A 16,622-nucleotide genomic window follows, 5' to 3' on the forward strand; every position below is an offset into this window, starting at 1 on the left:
TCAGTCGGTCAGGCAGGTTGTGGCACATCCCGCCCGGCACGGCAACGGGGCCTTTGCGCGCGAAGGGCTAAAGTAGCGCGGCGCTGCTGCGCGGCAACGGCCCCGGCCCGATACGTAAAAAACCAGCAGCCCCGTGGGCCGCTGGTCTGAAAGGAACGGGATGCGCGGCAGAGCCGCCGCCGAGGGCCGCGCGGCTACTGCGCGCAGGACTTACAGAAGGGAGAAGCCGGACGCTGGTCCAGCCAGTCGTCGCTCATGTCGTCGCCGCAGATCCGGCAATAGCCGTAGGAACCCTCGCGCAGGCGGGCCAGCGCGGCCTCGATCCGGCGCAGTTCCTCCAGGCTGCCGCGCGGCGGCACCTCGATGGCGCAGCCTGCCGGCCGCTCTGCCCGCGGCTGCCGGCGGGAGCCCATGCGGGCCGCCTGCGGCGCCTTTGCGGTTCGGGTCAGCAGTCCGGCCAGCTGCAGGCGGCGCGCCTCCAGCACTCGTTTTCTGGCGGAAAAGTCCATCGTCCAAGCCCTCCAGTTCAGGTTTCGCGCAATTTGCCCCCGGGTCAATTCTGGCTCCTTGATCGAGGTCAAGGTACTCGCGATTTACGGGGATTGCACTACCTTATAAGTTGCAATTTTCTGGTAAATCCCCATCGAACCGGAGGCTGCGCCTACCCGGCTGCGGCGCCGGCGCAGGTCTTGCACAGGGGAGCTGCGGGCAGCAGGTCCAGCCGCGCGTCCGAAATCCGCTCTCCGCAAGCAGCGCAGACGCCGTAGGTGCCCGCCTTGATCCGCTCCAGCGCAGCGTCGATCCGGCGCAGCTCGTCCAGCTCCGCCTTGCCGAGGCTTTCCAGCACCTCGTCGCCCTGGCGCTCGGAGGCGCGGTCCTCCCAGTCCTTCGGCATCGGCGCGTCCAGCGTGTGCTCGACCTTGGCAAGATGGCCGGTCAGTTCAGCGCGGCGCGCCTCCAGCGCCTGTTTGCGGGTGGTCAGGTCCATTGGGTCAGTCCTCCTGTTCCGGTTCCGCCGCAGCCTGGCCCGGCGCGGCCTGCGCCGCCTTGACCTCGCTCAACTCCGCCCGGTCCGTCCGCCTGCAAATCGGCCGGCCTGCAAATCCTCTGGTATGGGCCGGGGCGGCTTGCTAGACATCTGCAGACAAGGTTTGAGCAGAGATGAGGAGCCTTCACCGATGATGCGGATTTTGACCTGTGCGCTGATGCTGCTGGGGCTGGCGGCCTGCGAGACCGCCAAGGGCGCCGGGCGCGACATTTCCAAGGCCGGCAACGCGATCAGCGGCGCCGCGCAGGACGTGCAGAACAGCTTCTGAACCGCCCTGCCCCGGAGCGGCAGAGCTGACCTGAAACGCCCGGTTTGCCGCCGGGCGTTTTTCTTTTTGCCGGTTATTCGATCCCCAGCAGCCCCTTGGCTTCGGCCAGGGTCGCGACCGAGGCATCATGATCGCCGCTGTCATGCAAGCTTTGCCCCTCGTCGCGGAGTTCCTGAACGGTTGCCAGGTCTTCCTCCGACAGCTCCGTCCCGGCCGCCAGCGCAGCATCGATGGCGGCGATGTCGGCGGGGCACTGCCCGGCCAGAAGCGGCGACGCCAAGAGGGTGATCGCGGCGGCCAAAGTCAGGTGTTTCATGGTGTTATCCTCCCCAGATGAACCGGGCGGAGGATAACACGGAATGCGCGCGTTTTCAGCAGCGGAATGGTGGCCCGGCCGCGGATGCGCGGAGAGTGGCGCATGGGCCAATCAGGCCTCCGTCAGCCAGATCATCGCTTCCCAACCGGCTTCGGCGGTGACTTCAGCCAGAACTTGCTTGTAGTAGCTGAAAGACGCAGCCAGGTCCTGCGCGCTGTTTTCGCTGAACTGAAACAGGAAAGACGCGATGGCAAGCGGGGCGTCCGGGCTTCCGGCCACTGGATAGCTGACAAGGTTTCCGCTGCCGTCCAGCGCCTCAATTCTGGCAATCGCCACCCCCTGTTTTCTGGCAAACGCCAGGAATCCGGCGATGTCCGAAAACGGCAGGATGAATGGTGAGTTCCGGGAAACCGCGGCGAAATCTGTCATGTGCATTGGGCCTTTTGGAAACCCTCGGTTCGATCAGCACGCGGAGGGCAGCACCCGGTCCGAGGGTGGGTGCGAAGCGCCCGCCCGTGGGGGCGGATCGGGCGCTGCCCGGCCTCTCGGCCGGGCGGGAAGGTGGCAATCGCCAGAAACAGAAAACGGGGCCGAAGCCCCGTGTTGCAACCGTTTGAAAAGGTCTCGTTTCCGCCGCAGAACGCCGGAGTGCGGGCACGCAGTTGGCTATGCCAACCACTTTCGCCCGCGCGCCCTCGAGAAGGGACAGCCTTAGCTGTCCATTTTGAGGGCGGAAATAAACGCCTCTTGCGGGATGTCCACCTTGCCGAACTGGCGCATCTTCTTCTTGCCCGCTTTCTGCTTGTCCAGCAGTTTCCGCTTCCGGGTGGCGTCGCCGCCGTAGCATTTGGCGGTCACGTCCTTGCGCAGGGCGGAGAGGGTCTCGCGGGCGATCACCTTGCCGCCGATGGCAGCCTGGATCGGGATCTTGAACATGTGGCGCGGGATCAGCTCCTTGAGCTTCTCGCACATCGCCCGGCCGCGCATCTCGGCCCGGTCGCGGTGGACCATGGTGGAGAGCGCATCGACCGGCTCGTCATTCACCAAGACCGACATCTTGACCAGATTGTCCTGGCGGTAGCCGGTCATCTGGTAGTCGAAGGAGGCATAGCCCTTGGTCACCGATTTCAGGCGGTCATAGAAGTCGAACACCACCTCATTGAGCGGCAGGTCATAGACCACCATGGCGCGGGAGCCGGCGTAGGACAGATCCATCTGGATGCCGCGGCGGTCCTGGCAAAGCTTCAGCACGTCGCCGAGGTATTCGTCCGGCACCAGGATGGTCGCCTTGATGCGCGGCTCCTGGATGTGGTCGACCTTGGAGGGGTCGGGCATGTCGGCGGGGTTGTGGAGCTCGATCATCTCGCCGGGCACATTGTCCTTGCCCTTCATGTAGACGTGGTAGATCACCGATGGAGCCGTCGTGATCAGCTCAATGTTGTATTCGCGTTCGATCCGGTCGCGGATGACTTCCAGGTGCAAGAGGCCGAGGAAGCCGCAGCGGAAGCCGAAGCCGAGGGCGGCGGAGGTTTCCATTTCAAACGAGAAGGACGCGTCGTTCAGGGCCAGCTTGTCGATGGCGTCGCGCAGGTCTTCGAACTCAGCTGAATCGACCGGGAACAACCCGCAGAACACCACCGGCTGGGCGGGTTTGAAGCCCGGCAGGGCTTTGTCGGTGCCGTTGCGGTCGTTGGTGATGGTGTCGCCGACGCGGGTGTCGCGCACCTGCTTGATCGAGGCGGTGAGGAAGCCGATCTCGCCCGGCCCCAGCTCATCCACCACCTGCATGGCGGGGCGGAACACGCCGATGCGGTCGACGTGGTGCAGGGTGTTGTTGGACATGAACTTGACGCGCATGCCTTTTTTGAGGACGCCGTCCATGATGCGGACCAGAACGATCACGCCGAGGTAGCTGTCGTACCAGCTGTCGACCAGCATGGCCTTCAGCGGCGCGTCGCGGGTGCCCTGCGGCGCGGGCAGGTGCTGGACGATGGCCTCCAGGGTTTCGCGGATGCCCTGGCCGGTCTTGGCCGAGACCTGGATGGCGCCGGTGGCGTCGATGCCGATCACGTCCTCGATCTGCTCCGCCACCCGGTCGCAGTCGGAGGCCGGCAGGTCGATCTTGTTCAGGACGGGAACGATCTCATGATCCGCGTCGATCGCCTGGTAGACGTTGGCCAGCGTCTGCGCCTCGACGCCTTGGGTCGAGTCGACGACCAGCAGCGAGCCTTCGACCGCGCGCATGGAGCGGGAGACTTCATAGGCAAAGTCGACGTGGCCGGGGGTGTCGATCAGGTTCAGCACATAGGTTTCGCCGTCCTGCGCCTTGTAGTCGATGCGCACGGTGTTGGCCTTGATGGTGATCCCGCGCTCGCGCTCGATGTCCATGGCGTCGAGCAGCTGTTCCTTCATGTCACGGTCCTTCACCGTTCCGGTCTCCTGGATGAGCCGGTCAGCGAGGGTGGATTTGCCATGGTCGATATGGGCGACGATGGAGAAATTGCGGATATGAGCGAGGTCAGTCATGCTGAGGCATATGATTTGGATTCGGGGTTTGGTCAAGGTGGCACGTTCACGGACCGGGCCCCTTATTGCATGCGGGCCGCCCGCAGCAGCAGGCTGCCGCCGCCGCTTCCCGCGCGGCACGGCTCTCGGCCCGGCGGAAGGCCGTGTTTGCGCCCCGGGAGGCCGCCCGCCGCCCCCTGCCGCCCCGCCCCGAACGCCTCAAATTCTCCCTGCCCCCTGCGCTTTCCGTCAAAATGCGCTATAGTCCCTCGGTACCCGCGAAACGCGCGGCCCTCTGGTGGGTGACACAGCAAAGGAGGACGACCCGCATGGATGCAATCAAAGCCACTGAATATGCCCGCGCGCTGTACAGCGCGCATGGCGACAAGGCCGAGGCCGAAGCCGCGCAGAAGATGCGCGCCTGCGAAGAGGCCGGCAAGGACGATGAGGCGGCGGACTGGAAAGCCGTGCGCCAGGCGGTGCGCGCAATGCGCGGACCGAACCAGGCCTGAGCAAAACCAGCGCTGGAGGGCCGGGCCGCCGGCGCTCCAGCCCCTTGTGGCCAGGCCCCGGGACCCCGTTTACCACGATTGAAAACAGCGCCGGATTGCGGCATAGTGCGGCCAATACCGCGGGCAGCAGACCCGCTTGCCAAAAACGGGGCACAAGCAGATGAAATCTTTCCTGACAACCGCGCTTTGCGCAGGCTTTCTTGCCGCACTGGCACCGGCCGGCGCCGAGGCCGGCGCCATTGAGCGCGCCTGCCGCCAGTCGGACCGCACCGCGGCCTCGCCGTCCCTGTGCAGCTGCATCCAGAAGGTGGCGGACCGCAGCCTGACGGCCTCGGAGCGCAAGAAGGTCTCCAAGTGGTTCGCCGATCCGCATCAGGCCCAGGTGGTGCGCCAGTCCAGCAACCGCAACGACGAGCGGCTGTGGCTGCGCTACAAGGCCTTCGGCGACCACGCGGCACGCAGCTGCGGCTGAACCGGCACCGCCCGGACCGCGGCAGCGGGGGCGTCCTTCGGGGCGCCTTTTTGTTTTTCTGAATGCCGGGCACTGTTTTCCCGCCGCCTCTGGGCCGGCCCTGCCTTTGATGCATCCGCTGTGCGGCATTTTCGCAAGGGGGAAAGGCTGCGGCATTGCCACCCTTGACCGGCCCGGCTCAAACCGCAAAGAACGGCGCAAGGTATTGGAGCAGTTCATATGTTGATCAAGGGCGTTACCCTGCGCGGGCTGGAAGTGTTTGAGGCTTTGGCCAAGACCGGGTCCGTAGCGCAGGCTGCCGAGATGACCGGCCTCAGCCAGCCTGCGGTCAGCCAGCAGATGCGCAACCTTGAAAAGGCGCTGGACAGCGAGCTGATCGACCATGGCCGCCGCCCGATGGTGCTGACCGCCGCCGGGCGCAGCTTTCTGGCCCGGACCGAGGCGGTGCTGGGCGAGCTGCGGCTGGCCCAGAGCGAGCTGACGGTGATGGATCTCACCCACCTGCAGGCGCTGTCGATCGGGCTGATTGATGATTTCGACAATGACCTGACGCCGCGGCTGGCCACCATCCTGGCCGACAGCCTGACCCAGTGCCGGTTCAAGATGATCACCGCCTCCAGCCATGACATCGTGCGGGCGATGGAGGCGCGCGACCTGCATATTGCCGTCGCCGCCACCGCCGGGGGCCTGCACGAAGGGCTGGTGGAGTACCCGCTGGTGCGCGACCCGTTCATCCTGGTTGCGCCGCGCGGCACGGTTTCCGACGCGGCGCAGGCGGCGGAACAGCTGCAGGGGCTGCCGTTCCTGCGCTATGCCCGCGAGCAGCTGATCTCGCAGCAGATCGAGGGGCTGCTGAGCCGCCAGAAGCTGGAATTCGAGAACCGCTTCGAGGTCGGCTCGCACCTGGCGCTGATGGCGATGGTGGCGCGGCGGATCGGCTGGGCGATCACCACGCCGCTGGGCTACATGCGCGCCGGCCGTTTCCACGACCAGATCGACGCCTTCCCGCTGCCGTTCGGCGAGATGTCCCGCACGATCTCGCTGTTCACCGCCGCCGACTGGGCCGACCGGGTGCCGCGGGACGTGGCAGAGACCGTACGCCGCCTGGTGCAGACCCAGATGATCGACCCGGCGGTGCAGCAGCTGCCGTTCCTGGCAGGCGGCTTCCGGGTGATCGCCGGCTGACTCAGAGAGCGGCTTTCAGCCCCTTGGCGGCCGTTTCGATCAGGTCCAGGCAGCCGTCGAAATCGCGGGTGTAATAGGGATCCGGCACGTGATCGGCACCGGTGTCAGGCGCGTAGTCGGTGAACAGGCGCACCGGGGTCACGCTGCCTGCCGGGCGCAGCCTCTCGATGTTCTCCAGGTTGCTGGCATCCATCGCGATGATCAGGTCGAAAGCCTCGAAATCGCCGCGCCGGAACTGCCGCGCGCGCAGGTCGGAGATATCCAGCCCCCGCGCCCGCGCCGCTGCCTGCATCGGGCCGTAGGGCGGCTCTCCAACATGGTAGGAGGCAGTGCCGGCGCTGTCGGTCTCCGCCTCGGGGCAGAGCGCACGGAACACGCCCTCTGCCGCGGGGGAGCGGCAGATGTTTCCTAGGCAGACAAACAGAATACGGGTAGGCATTGGCAAACGGCTCCTGTGATCCTGGGCCAGTGATAGGAGGTTTGCGGCAAATGGAAAAGAGCGCGAAGATCGTCATCCTGACCGGCGCCGGGATTTCCGCCGAAAGCGGGCTCGGCACCTTCCGCGATGAAGGCGGCCTCTGGGCGCAGCACCGGATCGAGGATGTGGCGACACCGGAAGGCTTCGCGCGCGATCCGGGCCTGGTGCACCGCTTCTACAACACCCGCCGCGCCCAGGCCGCCGGAGCAGACCCCAACCCGGCGCATCTGGCGCTGGCGCGGCTGCAAAGGGAGCATCCGGGCGAGGTGGTGATCGTCACCCAGAACGTGGACGGCCTGCATGAGGCGGGCGGCGCGCTGAAGGTGCTGCACATGCACGGCACGCTGGCGGGGGCGCTGTGCGGCGCCTGCGGCCACCGCTGGGCAGCGCCGGTGCGGATGCAGGCCGGCCAGCCCTGCCCCGCCTGCACGGCGCCTGCGGGGCGGCCCGACGTGGTCTGGTTCGGCGAGATGCCGTATTTCATGGAGGAGATTTACGCCCACTTGGCGGCGGCGGATCTGTTTGCCGCCATCGGCACCTCAGGCGAGGTCTACCCGGCGGCGGCCTTTGTTGACGAGGCACAGCTGGCGGGCGCCCATACGGTGGAACTGAACCTGGAGCCCTCCGCCACCGCTTCCCGCTTTGCCGAGCGCCGCTTTGGCCCGGCCAGCGAGATTGTTCCGGCCTGGGTGGCGGAGCTGCTCGGCCCGCCCTAGACAGCCCAAAGCCCGCCAAGGGGCGGGCTTTGGGCGCAAAGGAGGGCTGCAGCGCAGCCTGACGCCGCGCCCGCCCCGCCCCTGCGGATCAGTTGGAGTGGCCGGAGTCACCGCCATGGCCGTGGCCCCCGGCCTTGCGCTCCAGATCCACCGGCACGTCGATCTCAACCTCGCCGGCCTTTTCAAAGACCAGCGTGACCTTGACCACGTCACCGTGGTTCAGCGACTGGTTCAGGCCCATGAACATGATGTGGTCGCCGCCGCGCTTCAGCATGCGGGTTCCGCCCGCGGGCACGGCCAAGCCCTCCTCCACATGCATCATCTTCATGACGCCGTCGCCGCTTTCCTTGTGGGTGTGCAGCTGCACCTTGGCCGCCGCGCCGGAGCGCACCTCGATCAGCTGGTCGTCGGCTTCGCCCTTGTTCATGATCTCCATGAAGGCGGCGCCGGCCTTGGCCGCGGGCGAGGACACCCGCGCGTATTGATCGTGCACCATGATCATGGCGTCACCTGCAAAGGCGGAGGTGGCAAAGGCAGCGGCTGCCGCGGCTGCAAAGACAACAGACTTCAGGGACATATCCTGTCTCCTCATACTTTGATTTTCGAATTTCAGGCGGGTTGGTCCGGCTTGCCGGTCAGGCAGCCGCTGGCGGCGCCCGGGCGCTGGCGCAGAGAATTTTCTGAACGGACGCAAGGGCAGCAACCTGCCCCGCCACTGCGGCGCTGCGAGCCAAAAGCGGCAGCAGCAGCCCCGCAGGCTGCGCCACCGCGTCCAGCACATGCATCACGCAATCCGGGCAGCTGTGCGGCGGCTTTACCGGTCGGCCGCCGCTGTCGACATAAATGGTGACAGGGCCGGTGCCGGTGCAGATCACCATCTGCCCGGCAGCGTCACGCTCGCCCTGGCGGGCGGCGGCGCTGTGCGCGGTCAGGGCGACCGTCAGGGCCAGCAACAGGCCAAAGCATATGCGCAGGATGCGTGTCATCTCCGGCAGATATGCCTGCTTGCCCCGCGGCCTGCAAGGCCCGGCTCTGCGGCAGATTGCGCAAACGAGAAACACCGCGCAGGGTTGCCCCTGCGCGGTGTGTGTAATCCGATCCGGTGAAGGGATCAGGCCAGGATTATCAAGCCTGTGCGGCTTGTGCCTTGGCGATCTCTTTCTTCACTTTCAGCGCGTTTGCCGACAGCTCTTCGTCCTTGGCTTTGGCCAGGAACGCGTCCAGGCCGCCGCGATGGTCGACAGAGCGCAGGGCAGCTGCGGAGATGCGCAGCTTGACGCCGCGGCCCAGAACTTCGGACTGCAGAGTCACGTCGTTCAGGTTGGGCAGAAAGCGGCGCTTGGTTTTGTTGTTGGCGTGGCTGACATTGTTGCCAGTCATCGGGCCTTTTCCGGTCAGTTCGCAACGGCGCGACATATCTTCATCCTTCGTTTCTGGAGGCGCCGGCAGCCCGGTGCCATATCACAAGGGGCGCGGCCATTGGCTGCGCCCGAAAACTGGTTGGATGCGTGTAGGAGGAATCGCGGGCGGGGTCAAGTCATCTGCCAGCGTTTTCCGGTGCTTTCCCCACCGCAACCTGCATATGACGCTGCCGGGCCTGCTGCGCAAGCTGTTTGCGGCCGAATTTTTCCGCCTGCGCCGCCAGATGCTGCCAGTAAACAGGGCTGTTGCGGCGCGCAGGCCGGTGCAGGGCGACGGCCCCCTGTGCCGCGGCTCCGCCGTGCAACAGGAGCTGCTGTAGTGCTGCAAACCCGCGGCCCTGGCGCAGCACCTGGGTCGCCGGATGGCCGCCGCCTGCCAGGCGGGCGATGGCCAGGCCCGGGAACACCATCTGGATCATTTCGGCATGCACCAGGTCCGCCGGGCGGAACGGATCCGCCAGCACCGCGCCCTGCACCGGGTGGCCGCGCCCTGCCAGCGCACCCTGCTCCGGATCAAAGCCATCGGCGTGTTTGCGATAGCGCCGGTCGAAGGGCACATGTTCCGGCGAGATCGAGATCTGCGGTGACACTGCCACCAGCCGGGAGAGGTTCAGCGCCCTGGCAAAACGCAGCGCCGCATAGCCGCCCATGGAGAAACCCATCGCGGCGACCTCATCAAAAGCAGCGGAGAACGCCTGCAATGCGGCCTCCAGCGCTGCGGTGTCGGGGTTGATGTACCAGTCGTTCAGCCGCGACTGCAGGTGCAGGTGGCTGAAGCCCGCGCGGGTGAAGGTCCTGACCGCTTGCGCCCGGGAAAACTGCCCGGCCTCCGCGGTGCGCTGGCGGAAGCTGACGAACAGCCTGGACTGCCCGGGATTGAACAGCGAGGCGCGCAGATGCGTGCCGTCGAAGACCCGGGTTTCCCGCATCCGGCCTCAACCCTTCAGGTGGTCCTGCAGCATCTGCTGCGCCGCCGCCGCCGGGGTCAGCACGCCTTCGGCCACCTGGCCGGACAGCTCTGCCATCGCGGCCTGGGCTCTGGCGGTGTGCAGCCGCGCCAGCAGCGCCTGGCGCACCTCCTGGTCGAACCAGTAGCAGGACTGATCGGCGCGGCGGCGGTCCCAATGGCCGTTTTCCTTGCGCCAGGCGGTCAGCGCCTGCATTTCCTCCCAAGCCTGTTCCAGCCCGTGCTCCTCCACCGCGGAGACCATCAGCGCCTTGGGGAAGCCCTCCGGGTCCTGCGGCCGCTTGCGCAGCAGGCGCAGGGCGCCAGCGTAATCGGCGCAGGTGCGAGTGGCGACGGGCTTCAGCGGCCCGTCCGCCTTGTTCACCAGAATGAGGTCGGCCATTTCCATGATGCCGCGCTTCACCCCCTGCAATTCATCGCCGCCCGCAGGCGCCAGCAGCAGCAGGAACAGATCCGACATCTCTGCCACCACGGTTTCCGACTGGCCGACGCCGACGGTTTCGATCAGCACCACGTCGAACCCTGCCGCCTCGCATAAGGCAACGGCCTCGCGCGAACGGCGGGCAACGCCGCCCAGGTGGCTCTGGCTGGGAGAGGGGCGGATGAAGGCATTGCGCTCGCGGCTGAGACGCTCCATCCGGGTCTTGTCGCCCAGAATGGACCCCCCGGAGCGCGCCGAGCTGGGATCGACCGCCAGCACCGCCACCCGCAGGCCGAGGCCGGTCAGCATCATGCCGAAGCTTTCAATGAAGGTGGATTTGCCCACGCCGGGCGTGCCCGACAGGCCAATGCGCAGCGATTGGCGTTTGTGCTTCGCAAGGCCCGACAGCAGCTCCCCCGCCTTGGCGCGGTGATCCTCGCGGCCGCTTTCCACCAGGGTGATGGCGCGGGCCAGCGCCCGGCGGTCGCCATCGAGGATTTTCTGTGTCAGCTGTTCGGTATCCATGCGCGTCTTCCTGTCGTGATGGGCGGACCTTGGCGCAAGCCATGCCGCAAAGTCCAGCCCCTGCCGTCTGCCGCGCACCCTACATCAGACACGGCCCCGGGAAAGGCGGCAAATCCGCCGCGCCTGCCCCGGTTTGCGTATGGCAGATTTGCGAAAGGGGGGCGCATCACTCCAAATACCGTCATCCATGTCCTGACCGGCGCCACGCCCGGCGGCGCTGCAGCCACGAAGTCCAGCCATGACGCCGCTAGACCTCCCCCTCCGCATTGGCGATAAGGCGGACATGACAAGATTGCCGATCGAAGACGCCCTCCCCGACCTGCTGGACACGCTGCGCGCCCGCGGCCGTGCCGTGCTGCAGGCGCCGCCCGGCGCGGGCAAGACCACGCGGGTGCCGCTGGCGATGCTGGAGGCCGGGCTGACCCAGGGCCGCATCGTGATGCTGGAGCCGCGCCGGCTGGCCGCCCGCGCCGCCGCCGAGCGGATGGCGGAAACGCTGGGGGAGAAGCCGGGCCAGACCGTCGGCTACCGGGTGCGCGGCGATGCCAAGGTCTCCAAGGCGACCCGCATCGAGGTGGTGACCGAGGGCATCCTGACCCGGATGCTGCAGTCGGACCCGGACCTGCCCGGCGTTGGCGCGGTGATCTTTGACGAATTCCACGAGCGCTCGCTGAATGCCGATCTGGGCCTCGCCCTGTGCCTGGAGGTGGCGGGCGCGCTGCGCGATGACCTGATCCTCGTGGCGATGTCGGCGACGCTGGACGCCGAGCCGGTGGCGGGTTTGATGAAGGCGCCGATGGTGACCTCCGAGGGCCGAAGCTATCCGGTGGAGACCCGCTGGCTGGACCGCCCCCTGCCCGCCCAGGCGCGGCGCGTGGACGCCTTAGCGGACCTGGTGGTGCAGGCAGAGAGGGACACAAAGGCAACCGGCGGCGGCATTCTGGTGTTCCTGCCAGGCGAGGGCGAAATCCGCCGTGCCGCCGGCGCGCTGGCAAAACGCCTGCCCGGCCACTGCCATATCCGGCCGCTGTTCGGCGCCCTGCCCTTTGCCGAGCAGCGCGCCGCGATCCAGCCCGAGGCGCAGGGCCGCAAGGTGGTGCTGGCGACATCTATCGCCGAGACCTCATTGACCATTCAGGACATAAGGGTGGTGGTCGACATGGGCCAGGCGCGCCGCGCGCGGTTTGATCCCGGCTCCGGCATGTCGCGGCTGGTGACAGAGAAAGTGACCCGCGCCGAGGCCACCCAGCGGCAGGGGCGCGCAGGACGTGTGGCGGAAGGCATCTGCTACCGGCTGTGGACCAAAGGCGAGGAAGGCGCCCTGATGGCGTTTCCGCCGGCAGAGATCGAAAGCGCCGACCTCACCGCGCTGGCACTGGAGCTGGCGCTGTGGGGGGCCGCGCCGGAGGACCTGATGTTCCTGACCCCGCCGCCTGTCGGTGCGATGGCCGAAGCGCAGGCGCTGCTGCACATGCTGGGCGCGCTGGATGCGCAGGGGCGGATCACGGAGCATGGCAAGGCGCTGGCCGCCCTGCCGCTGCATCCGCGGCTCGGCCACATGCTGCTGCAGGCAGGCCCTGCGGCGGCGCCGCTGGCAGCGCTGCTGGGAGAGCGCGACCCGCTGCGCGGGGCGCCTGCGGACCTGTCCCTGCGGCTGAAGGCGCTGCGGGACCCCAAGGGGTTCGAACGCAACCACCCCTATCAGCTGAACCGTCCCGTCGTGGAGCGGATCAAGAGCGAGGCGCGGCGGCTGGAGAAACAGGCGGGCCGCCGGGACGCAGGCCTGTCCGCTGCAATGATGGCCGCGCTGGCCTATCCCGACCGCATCGGCCAGCGCCGCAAGGGCGACAGCCCGCGGTTCGTGCTGTCGGGTGGCAAAGGGGCCGTTCTGGACGGCGGCGACACGCTGGCGGGCGCGCCGTTCCTCGTGGCGCTGGACACCGACGGCAACCCGCGCGAGGCGAATATCCGGATGGCGGCGCAAATCTCGCAAGGGGAAATCCGCGAGCTGTTTGCCGATCAAATTGCCTGGGAGGACAGCTGCGAGTGGTCCAAGCGCGACCGCCGGGTGGCGGCGCGCCAGCAGGAACGTTTTGGCGCCGTGGTGCTGGACGACCGGATCTGGAAGGACGTGCCGCCGGACGCGGTGGCCCAGGCGATGCTGGACGGGGTGCGTGATCTGGGCCTGCGGCTGTCAGGGGCGGCCGCGCGGCTGGCGGCGCGGGTGGAACTGGTGCGGGCGGAAGGCTTTGACCTGCCGGACTTCTCCCGTCCCGGCCTGACGGAAACGCTGGAGGACTGGCTGCTGCCGATGCTGGACGGGGTGAAATCCGCCGAGGACTGGAAACGCTTCGACCTGTTGCCCGCGCTGAAGGCGGCGCTCAGCTGGGAGCAGACGCAGCTGCTGGACCGTGAGGCACCGGGCAGTTTCATCACGCCGCTGGGGCGCAGAATCCCGATCAGCTATGATGGCGAGATCCCGGAAATCTCGGTCCGCCTGCAGGAAATGTTCGGCGTCACCCGGCATCCGTCCGCGGGCGGGGTGCCGCTGAAGGTCTCCCTGCTGTCGCCGGCCCAGCGGCCGATCCAGATCACCCGCGACCTGCCGGGCTTCTGGGCCGGCTCCTATGCGGATGTGCGCAAGGACATGCGCGCCCAGTACCCCAAGCACCCCTGGCCCGAGGACCCTACCCAGGAAGACCCGACGCTGCGGGCAAAACGGCGCAAGTAGCGCCGCGCATCCCGCGGGCCACGGTTACAACCGCCTTTTCCTGCGGGTTCCTGCAGCAGCCGCGATACCAGCGCAAAAAGTGCCGTGCCAATGCAGGATTTCCCGCCTGAGGCCGGCGCTTGCCTTGAAACTCCGGGCATTCACGCATATTTTTCCACAACTAAGCATAAAAAAACGGGACGATCCCAACACAACAAGGCTGAGCAGACATGACCCGCACGCTGACCCGCGCCTGGGAGGAAATCCTCAGGCCGATGCTGAAACGACCCAACCGCCTGCAAGTTGCTGCCATGTGCTACCGCACCGGCGAGCACGGCAAGGAAGTGCTGATGATCACCAGCCGCGGCACCGGCCGCTGGATCATCCCAAAGGGCTGGCCGGTCGAGGGCAAGGACGGCCCCGCATCCGCGCTGCAGGAAGCCTGGGAGGAAGCCGGGGTCCGGAAAGCGTGCATATCCAAGCAGCCGATCGGCGAGTACCATTACGTGAAGCGCCGCGAGCATGGCCTGGATGAGCCGGTCACCACCCTGATATTTGCCGCCGAGGTGGAGCAGCTGGAGGATGACTACCCGGAATCCGCCGAACGCACCCGGCAGTGGATGACGCCGGAACAGGCCGCGGAACTGGTGCACGAGCCGCAATTGCAGGCCGTTTTGCGCCAACTGTAAAAATTATGTGACATTTTTATGACAAAACCTTGCGCCCGGGCGGCTGCGAGGATAGGCGCGTGCGCAACTCTCTGAATCAGGAATTCGACGATGAGCGATGCAGAACAGCGCACGCAATGGACCACGCTGGACAAGGATCTGAACCGGATCTCCCAGCTTGAACTGGCGACAAGCTATGTCTCCCGCCCGCTGGTGGCGCCCGGCATTGCGCTGGCCTTCATCGTGCTGGCTGGCCTCGGCGCCGGTGTCTTCTTCGGCGGCTCCGCCATGAGCATGGTGGTGATCGCCGCCGCCGCATTCGGCGCCTATATGGCGATCAACATCGGCGCCAATGACGTCGCCAACAACATGGGCCCGGCAGTTGGCGCAAACGCGCTGACCATGGGCGGCGCCATCGTAATCGCCGCCGTGGCCGAAAGCGCGGGCGCCCTGCTGGCAGGCGGCGACGTGGTCTCGACCATTTCCAAGGGCATCATCGACCCCGCCGCGGTGGCCAGCAGCAACGTGTTCATCTGGGCGATGATGGCGGCGCTGATCTCCTCGGCGCTGTGGGTGAACCTGGCCACCTGGGTCGGCGCGCCGGTCTCCACCACCCATTCGGTGGTCGGCGGCGTGCTGGGCGCCGGCGTGGCCGCCGCGGGCACCGCCGCGGTGAACTGGCCCACCATGGGCAAGATCGCCGCCAGCTGGGTGATCTCGCCGGTGCTGGGCGGTGTTATCGCGGCGCTGTTCCTCGCCTTCATCAAGGCCAAGATCATCTACCAGGAGGACAAGATCGCTGCCGCCCGCCGCTGGGTGCCGGTTCTGGTCGCCATCATGGCGGGCGCCTTCGCCTCGTACCTGGCGCTGAAGGGACTGAAGAGGATCGTCAAGATCGACCTGCAGACCGCGTTGCTGATCGGCGCCGGCATCGGGGCGCTGGCCTATGTCGTCACCGCGCCGCTGATCAAGCGCCAGTCCGAAGGCATGGAAAACCGCAACAAGTCGCTGAAGGCGCTGTTCGGCCTGCCGCTGGTGATCTCCGCCGCGCTGCTGTCCTTTGCCCATGGCGCCAACGATGTCGCCAACGCGGTCGGCCCGCTGGCGGCCATCGTGCACGCCACCGAATTCGGCGATTTCGCCACCAAGGTGGCGATCCCGACCTGGGTGATGGTGATCGGCGCTTTCGGCATCTCCTTCGGACTGTTCCTGTTCGGCCCTAAGCTGATCCGCATGGTCGGCAGCCAGATCACCAAGCTGAACCCGATGCGCGCCTACTGCGTGTCGCTGTCGGCGGCGATCACCGTGATTGTGGCCAGCTGGCTGGGCCTGCCGGTCTCCTCCACCCATATCGCAGTGGGTGCGGTGTTCGGCGTCGGCTTCTTCCGCGAGTGGCACATGGAGCGCCGCCTGAAGAAATCCGCCGCGGGCCGCCCGGAGGCAAAGCGCATCGCGCCGGAAGAACGCCGCCGCCGCAAGCTGGTGCGCCGCAGCCACTTCATGACTATCGTGGCTGCCTGGGTGATCACGGTGCCCGCCGCCGCGCTGCTGTCCGCGGTGATCTACATGCTGCTCAACACCTTTGTCGGCTAAGCCGCACCGCTATTGAACAAAGAACCCCCGCGCCAATCCGGCCGCGGGGGTTTTTCTTTTCATCAGAACCGCTCCACCCAGGGCCGCAGCACCAGCTCATCGCTCCAGGCGGAGCGGTGCTGGCGGATCAGATGCATGTATTCCCGGGCGATGGCCTCCGGGTCGAGCATGCTGTCGGGGTTGTCCGCGGCCTCAACCCGCTCCGGCCGCGACGCATTGCGGATGCCGCCATCGATATTGACCCAGGCGACATGAATGCCCTTGGGATGCAGCTCCCGCGCCATCGACTGCGCCAGGCCCCGCTGCGCGAATTTGCCCATGGCAAAAGGCGCGGAGTGCGCGAACCCCTTCACCCCCGCAGAGGCCCCGGTGAACAGGATGGTGCCAAGCCGCCCGTCCGCGGACTGCTGCGCCAGCATCCGTTTGGCCGCCGCCTGCCCCAGCACAAAGGCGCCATAGGCGGTGATCTCCACCGCCTTGCGCACCGCCTCCGGGTCCAGCTCCGCCACCGGGCCGCGCAGCCGGGCCGACGGGTTGTAGCAGGCCACCCGCAGATCGCCGGGCAGGCTGTCTATCAAGGCAGAAGTTCCTTCAGCGTCGGTGCCGTTCAGCGGATGCAGCTCTGCCCCGGTTTCCGCCGCCAGCAGCTCCAGCTTGGCCGGATTGCGCGCTGCCAGATGCACCGCATAGCCCGCAGGGGAGAGCTGCCGGGCGAAGGCCGCGGAAAGACCTGTCCCCGCCCCGACGATCAGCGCCTGCGGCGCTGCCGGATTCCGTGCCATGGCTTACCCTCCCCTTTCCCGTGCAGAAATGCTGA

The 16,622-nt window shown here is 67.0% G+C and carries 20 protein-coding genes; 8 read left to right on the forward strand and 12 right to left on the reverse strand.

Features of this window, described 5'->3' with window-relative positions; translation table 11 throughout:
* Positions 1–194: 194 nt before the first annotated feature.
* Together KUV26_RS06040 and KUV26_RS06045 are read right to left on the reverse strand one after the other, a co-directional pair.
* On the reverse strand, positions 195–509 hold the full coding sequence (locus KUV26_RS06040) for a hypothetical protein (RefSeq protein ID WP_222504527.1): 315 nt from the start codon (positions 507–509) through the stop codon (positions 195–197).
* 152 nt (positions 510–661) lie between these two features.
* A complete protein-coding gene (locus KUV26_RS06045; protein WP_222504528.1) occupies positions 662–988 on the reverse strand; it encodes a TraR/DksA family transcriptional regulator in 327 nt (108 codons plus the stop codon).
* A gap of 190 nt (positions 989–1,178) precedes the next feature.
* On the opposite strand from KUV26_RS06045, the gene KUV26_RS06050 reads away from it, so the two are divergent.
* Positions 1,179–1,316, forward strand: coding sequence for an entericidin A/B family lipoprotein (locus KUV26_RS06050; protein ID WP_222504529.1), 138 nt, complete (start codon positions 1,179–1,181; stop codon positions 1,314–1,316).
* A 73-nt stretch (positions 1,317–1,389) separates the two neighbouring features.
* On the opposite strand, the gene KUV26_RS06055 is transcribed toward KUV26_RS06050, so the two are convergent.
* The 3 genes from KUV26_RS06055 to lepA form a co-directional block, all read right to left on the reverse strand.
* Positions 1,390–1,632, reverse strand: coding sequence for a hypothetical protein (locus KUV26_RS06055; RefSeq protein WP_222504530.1), 243 nt, complete (start codon positions 1,630–1,632; stop codon positions 1,390–1,392).
* Between the two features lie 111 nt (positions 1,633–1,743).
* Positions 1,744–2,061 (reverse strand): hypothetical protein, encoded by a 318-nt coding sequence (locus KUV26_RS06060; RefSeq protein ID WP_222507698.1) that lies wholly within the window; start codon positions 2,059–2,061, stop codon positions 1,744–1,746.
* 282 nt (positions 2,062–2,343) lie between these two features.
* Positions 2,344–4,158 (reverse strand): translation elongation factor 4, encoded by a 1,815-nt coding sequence (gene lepA, locus KUV26_RS06065; protein WP_222507699.1) that lies wholly within the window; start codon positions 4,156–4,158, stop codon positions 2,344–2,346.
* A 308-nt stretch (positions 4,159–4,466) separates the two neighbouring features.
* Here lepA and KUV26_RS06070 point away from each other — a divergent pair, with 308 nt between their 5' ends.
* The 3 genes from KUV26_RS06070 (at position 4,467) to KUV26_RS06080 (ending at position 6,306) form a co-directional block, all read left to right on the forward strand.
* The gene (locus KUV26_RS06070) at positions 4,467–4,649 is read left to right on the forward strand and encodes a hypothetical protein (RefSeq protein WP_222504533.1); all 183 of its coding nucleotides are present in this window, start codon (positions 4,467–4,469) and stop codon (positions 4,647–4,649) included.
* A 160-nt stretch (positions 4,650–4,809) separates the two neighbouring features.
* Positions 4,810–5,121, forward strand: a complete 312-nt coding sequence (locus tag KUV26_RS06075; protein ID WP_222504534.1) for a hypothetical protein — start codon at positions 4,810–4,812, stop codon at positions 5,119–5,121.
* Between the two features lie 219 nt (positions 5,122–5,340).
* On the forward strand, positions 5,341–6,306 hold the full coding sequence (locus KUV26_RS06080) for a LysR family transcriptional regulator (RefSeq protein ID WP_222507700.1): 966 nt from the start codon (positions 5,341–5,343) through the stop codon (positions 6,304–6,306).
* Position 6,307: 1 nt separating this feature from the next.
* Here the strand turns inward: KUV26_RS06080 and KUV26_RS06085 are convergent, their stop codons facing one another.
* Complete coding sequence (locus KUV26_RS06085) at positions 6,308–6,745, reverse strand: low molecular weight protein-tyrosine-phosphatase (RefSeq protein WP_222507701.1); 438 nt, start codon at positions 6,743–6,745, stop codon at positions 6,308–6,310.
* A 50-nt stretch (positions 6,746–6,795) separates the two neighbouring features.
* Here KUV26_RS06085 and KUV26_RS06090 point away from each other — a divergent pair, with 50 nt between their 5' ends.
* Positions 6,796–7,500, forward strand: coding sequence for an NAD-dependent deacylase (locus KUV26_RS06090; RefSeq protein WP_222507702.1), 705 nt, complete (start codon positions 6,796–6,798; stop codon positions 7,498–7,500).
* Between the two features lie 88 nt (positions 7,501–7,588).
* On the opposite strand, the gene KUV26_RS06095 is transcribed toward KUV26_RS06090, so the two are convergent.
* The 5 genes from KUV26_RS06095 to meaB form a co-directional block, all read right to left on the reverse strand.
* Complete coding sequence (locus KUV26_RS06095) at positions 7,589–8,077, reverse strand: copper chaperone PCu(A)C (RefSeq protein ID WP_222507703.1); 489 nt, start codon at positions 8,075–8,077, stop codon at positions 7,589–7,591.
* Positions 8,078–8,135: 58 nt separating this feature from the next.
* Complete coding sequence (locus KUV26_RS06100) at positions 8,136–8,486, reverse strand: hypothetical protein (protein WP_222507704.1); 351 nt, start codon at positions 8,484–8,486, stop codon at positions 8,136–8,138.
* Positions 8,487–8,625: 139 nt separating this feature from the next.
* Positions 8,626–8,916 carry a 50S ribosomal protein L28 gene (gene rpmB, locus KUV26_RS06105; protein WP_019296104.1) on the reverse strand — a complete coding sequence of 97 codons (291 nt, stop codon included), beginning with the start codon at positions 8,914–8,916 and terminating at the stop codon, positions 8,626–8,628.
* A gap of 121 nt (positions 8,917–9,037) precedes the next feature.
* Positions 9,038–9,850, reverse strand: coding sequence for an alpha/beta hydrolase (locus KUV26_RS06110; protein WP_222507705.1), 813 nt, complete (start codon positions 9,848–9,850; stop codon positions 9,038–9,040).
* Between the two features lie 6 nt (positions 9,851–9,856).
* On the reverse strand, positions 9,857–10,834 hold the full coding sequence (gene meaB / locus KUV26_RS06115) for a methylmalonyl Co-A mutase-associated GTPase MeaB (protein ID WP_222507706.1): 978 nt from the start codon (positions 10,832–10,834) through the stop codon (positions 9,857–9,859).
* 283 nt (positions 10,835–11,117) lie between these two features.
* Here meaB and hrpB point away from each other — a divergent pair, with 283 nt between their 5' ends.
* The 3 genes from hrpB (at position 11,118) to KUV26_RS06130 (ending at position 15,805) form a co-directional block, all read left to right on the forward strand.
* Positions 11,118–13,565: an ATP-dependent helicase HrpB gene (gene hrpB, locus KUV26_RS06120; protein WP_222507707.1), complete on the forward strand. Its 2,448-nt coding sequence runs from the start codon at positions 11,118–11,120 to the stop codon at positions 13,563–13,565.
* Positions 13,566–13,774: 209 nt separating this feature from the next.
* Positions 13,775–14,233 carry an NUDIX hydrolase gene (locus KUV26_RS06125; RefSeq protein ID WP_222504543.1) on the forward strand — a complete coding sequence of 153 codons (459 nt, stop codon included), beginning with the start codon at positions 13,775–13,777 and terminating at the stop codon, positions 14,231–14,233.
* A 90-nt stretch (positions 14,234–14,323) separates the two neighbouring features.
* Positions 14,324–15,805 (forward strand): inorganic phosphate transporter, encoded by a 1,482-nt coding sequence (locus tag KUV26_RS06130; RefSeq protein ID WP_222504544.1) that lies wholly within the window; start codon positions 14,324–14,326, stop codon positions 15,803–15,805.
* A 62-nt stretch (positions 15,806–15,867) separates the two neighbouring features.
* On the opposite strand, the gene KUV26_RS06135 is transcribed toward KUV26_RS06130, so the two are convergent.
* Positions 15,868–16,587 carry an SDR family NAD(P)-dependent oxidoreductase gene (locus KUV26_RS06135; RefSeq protein WP_222507708.1) on the reverse strand — a complete coding sequence of 240 codons (720 nt, stop codon included), beginning with the start codon at positions 16,585–16,587 and terminating at the stop codon, positions 15,868–15,870.
* Positions 16,588–16,622: the final 35 nt, after the last annotated feature.

The organism is Leisingera daeponensis, from assembly GCF_019801465.1.
GTDB classification, from domain to species: Bacteria; Pseudomonadota; Alphaproteobacteria; order Rhodobacterales; family Rhodobacteraceae; genus Leisingera; species Leisingera daeponensis_A.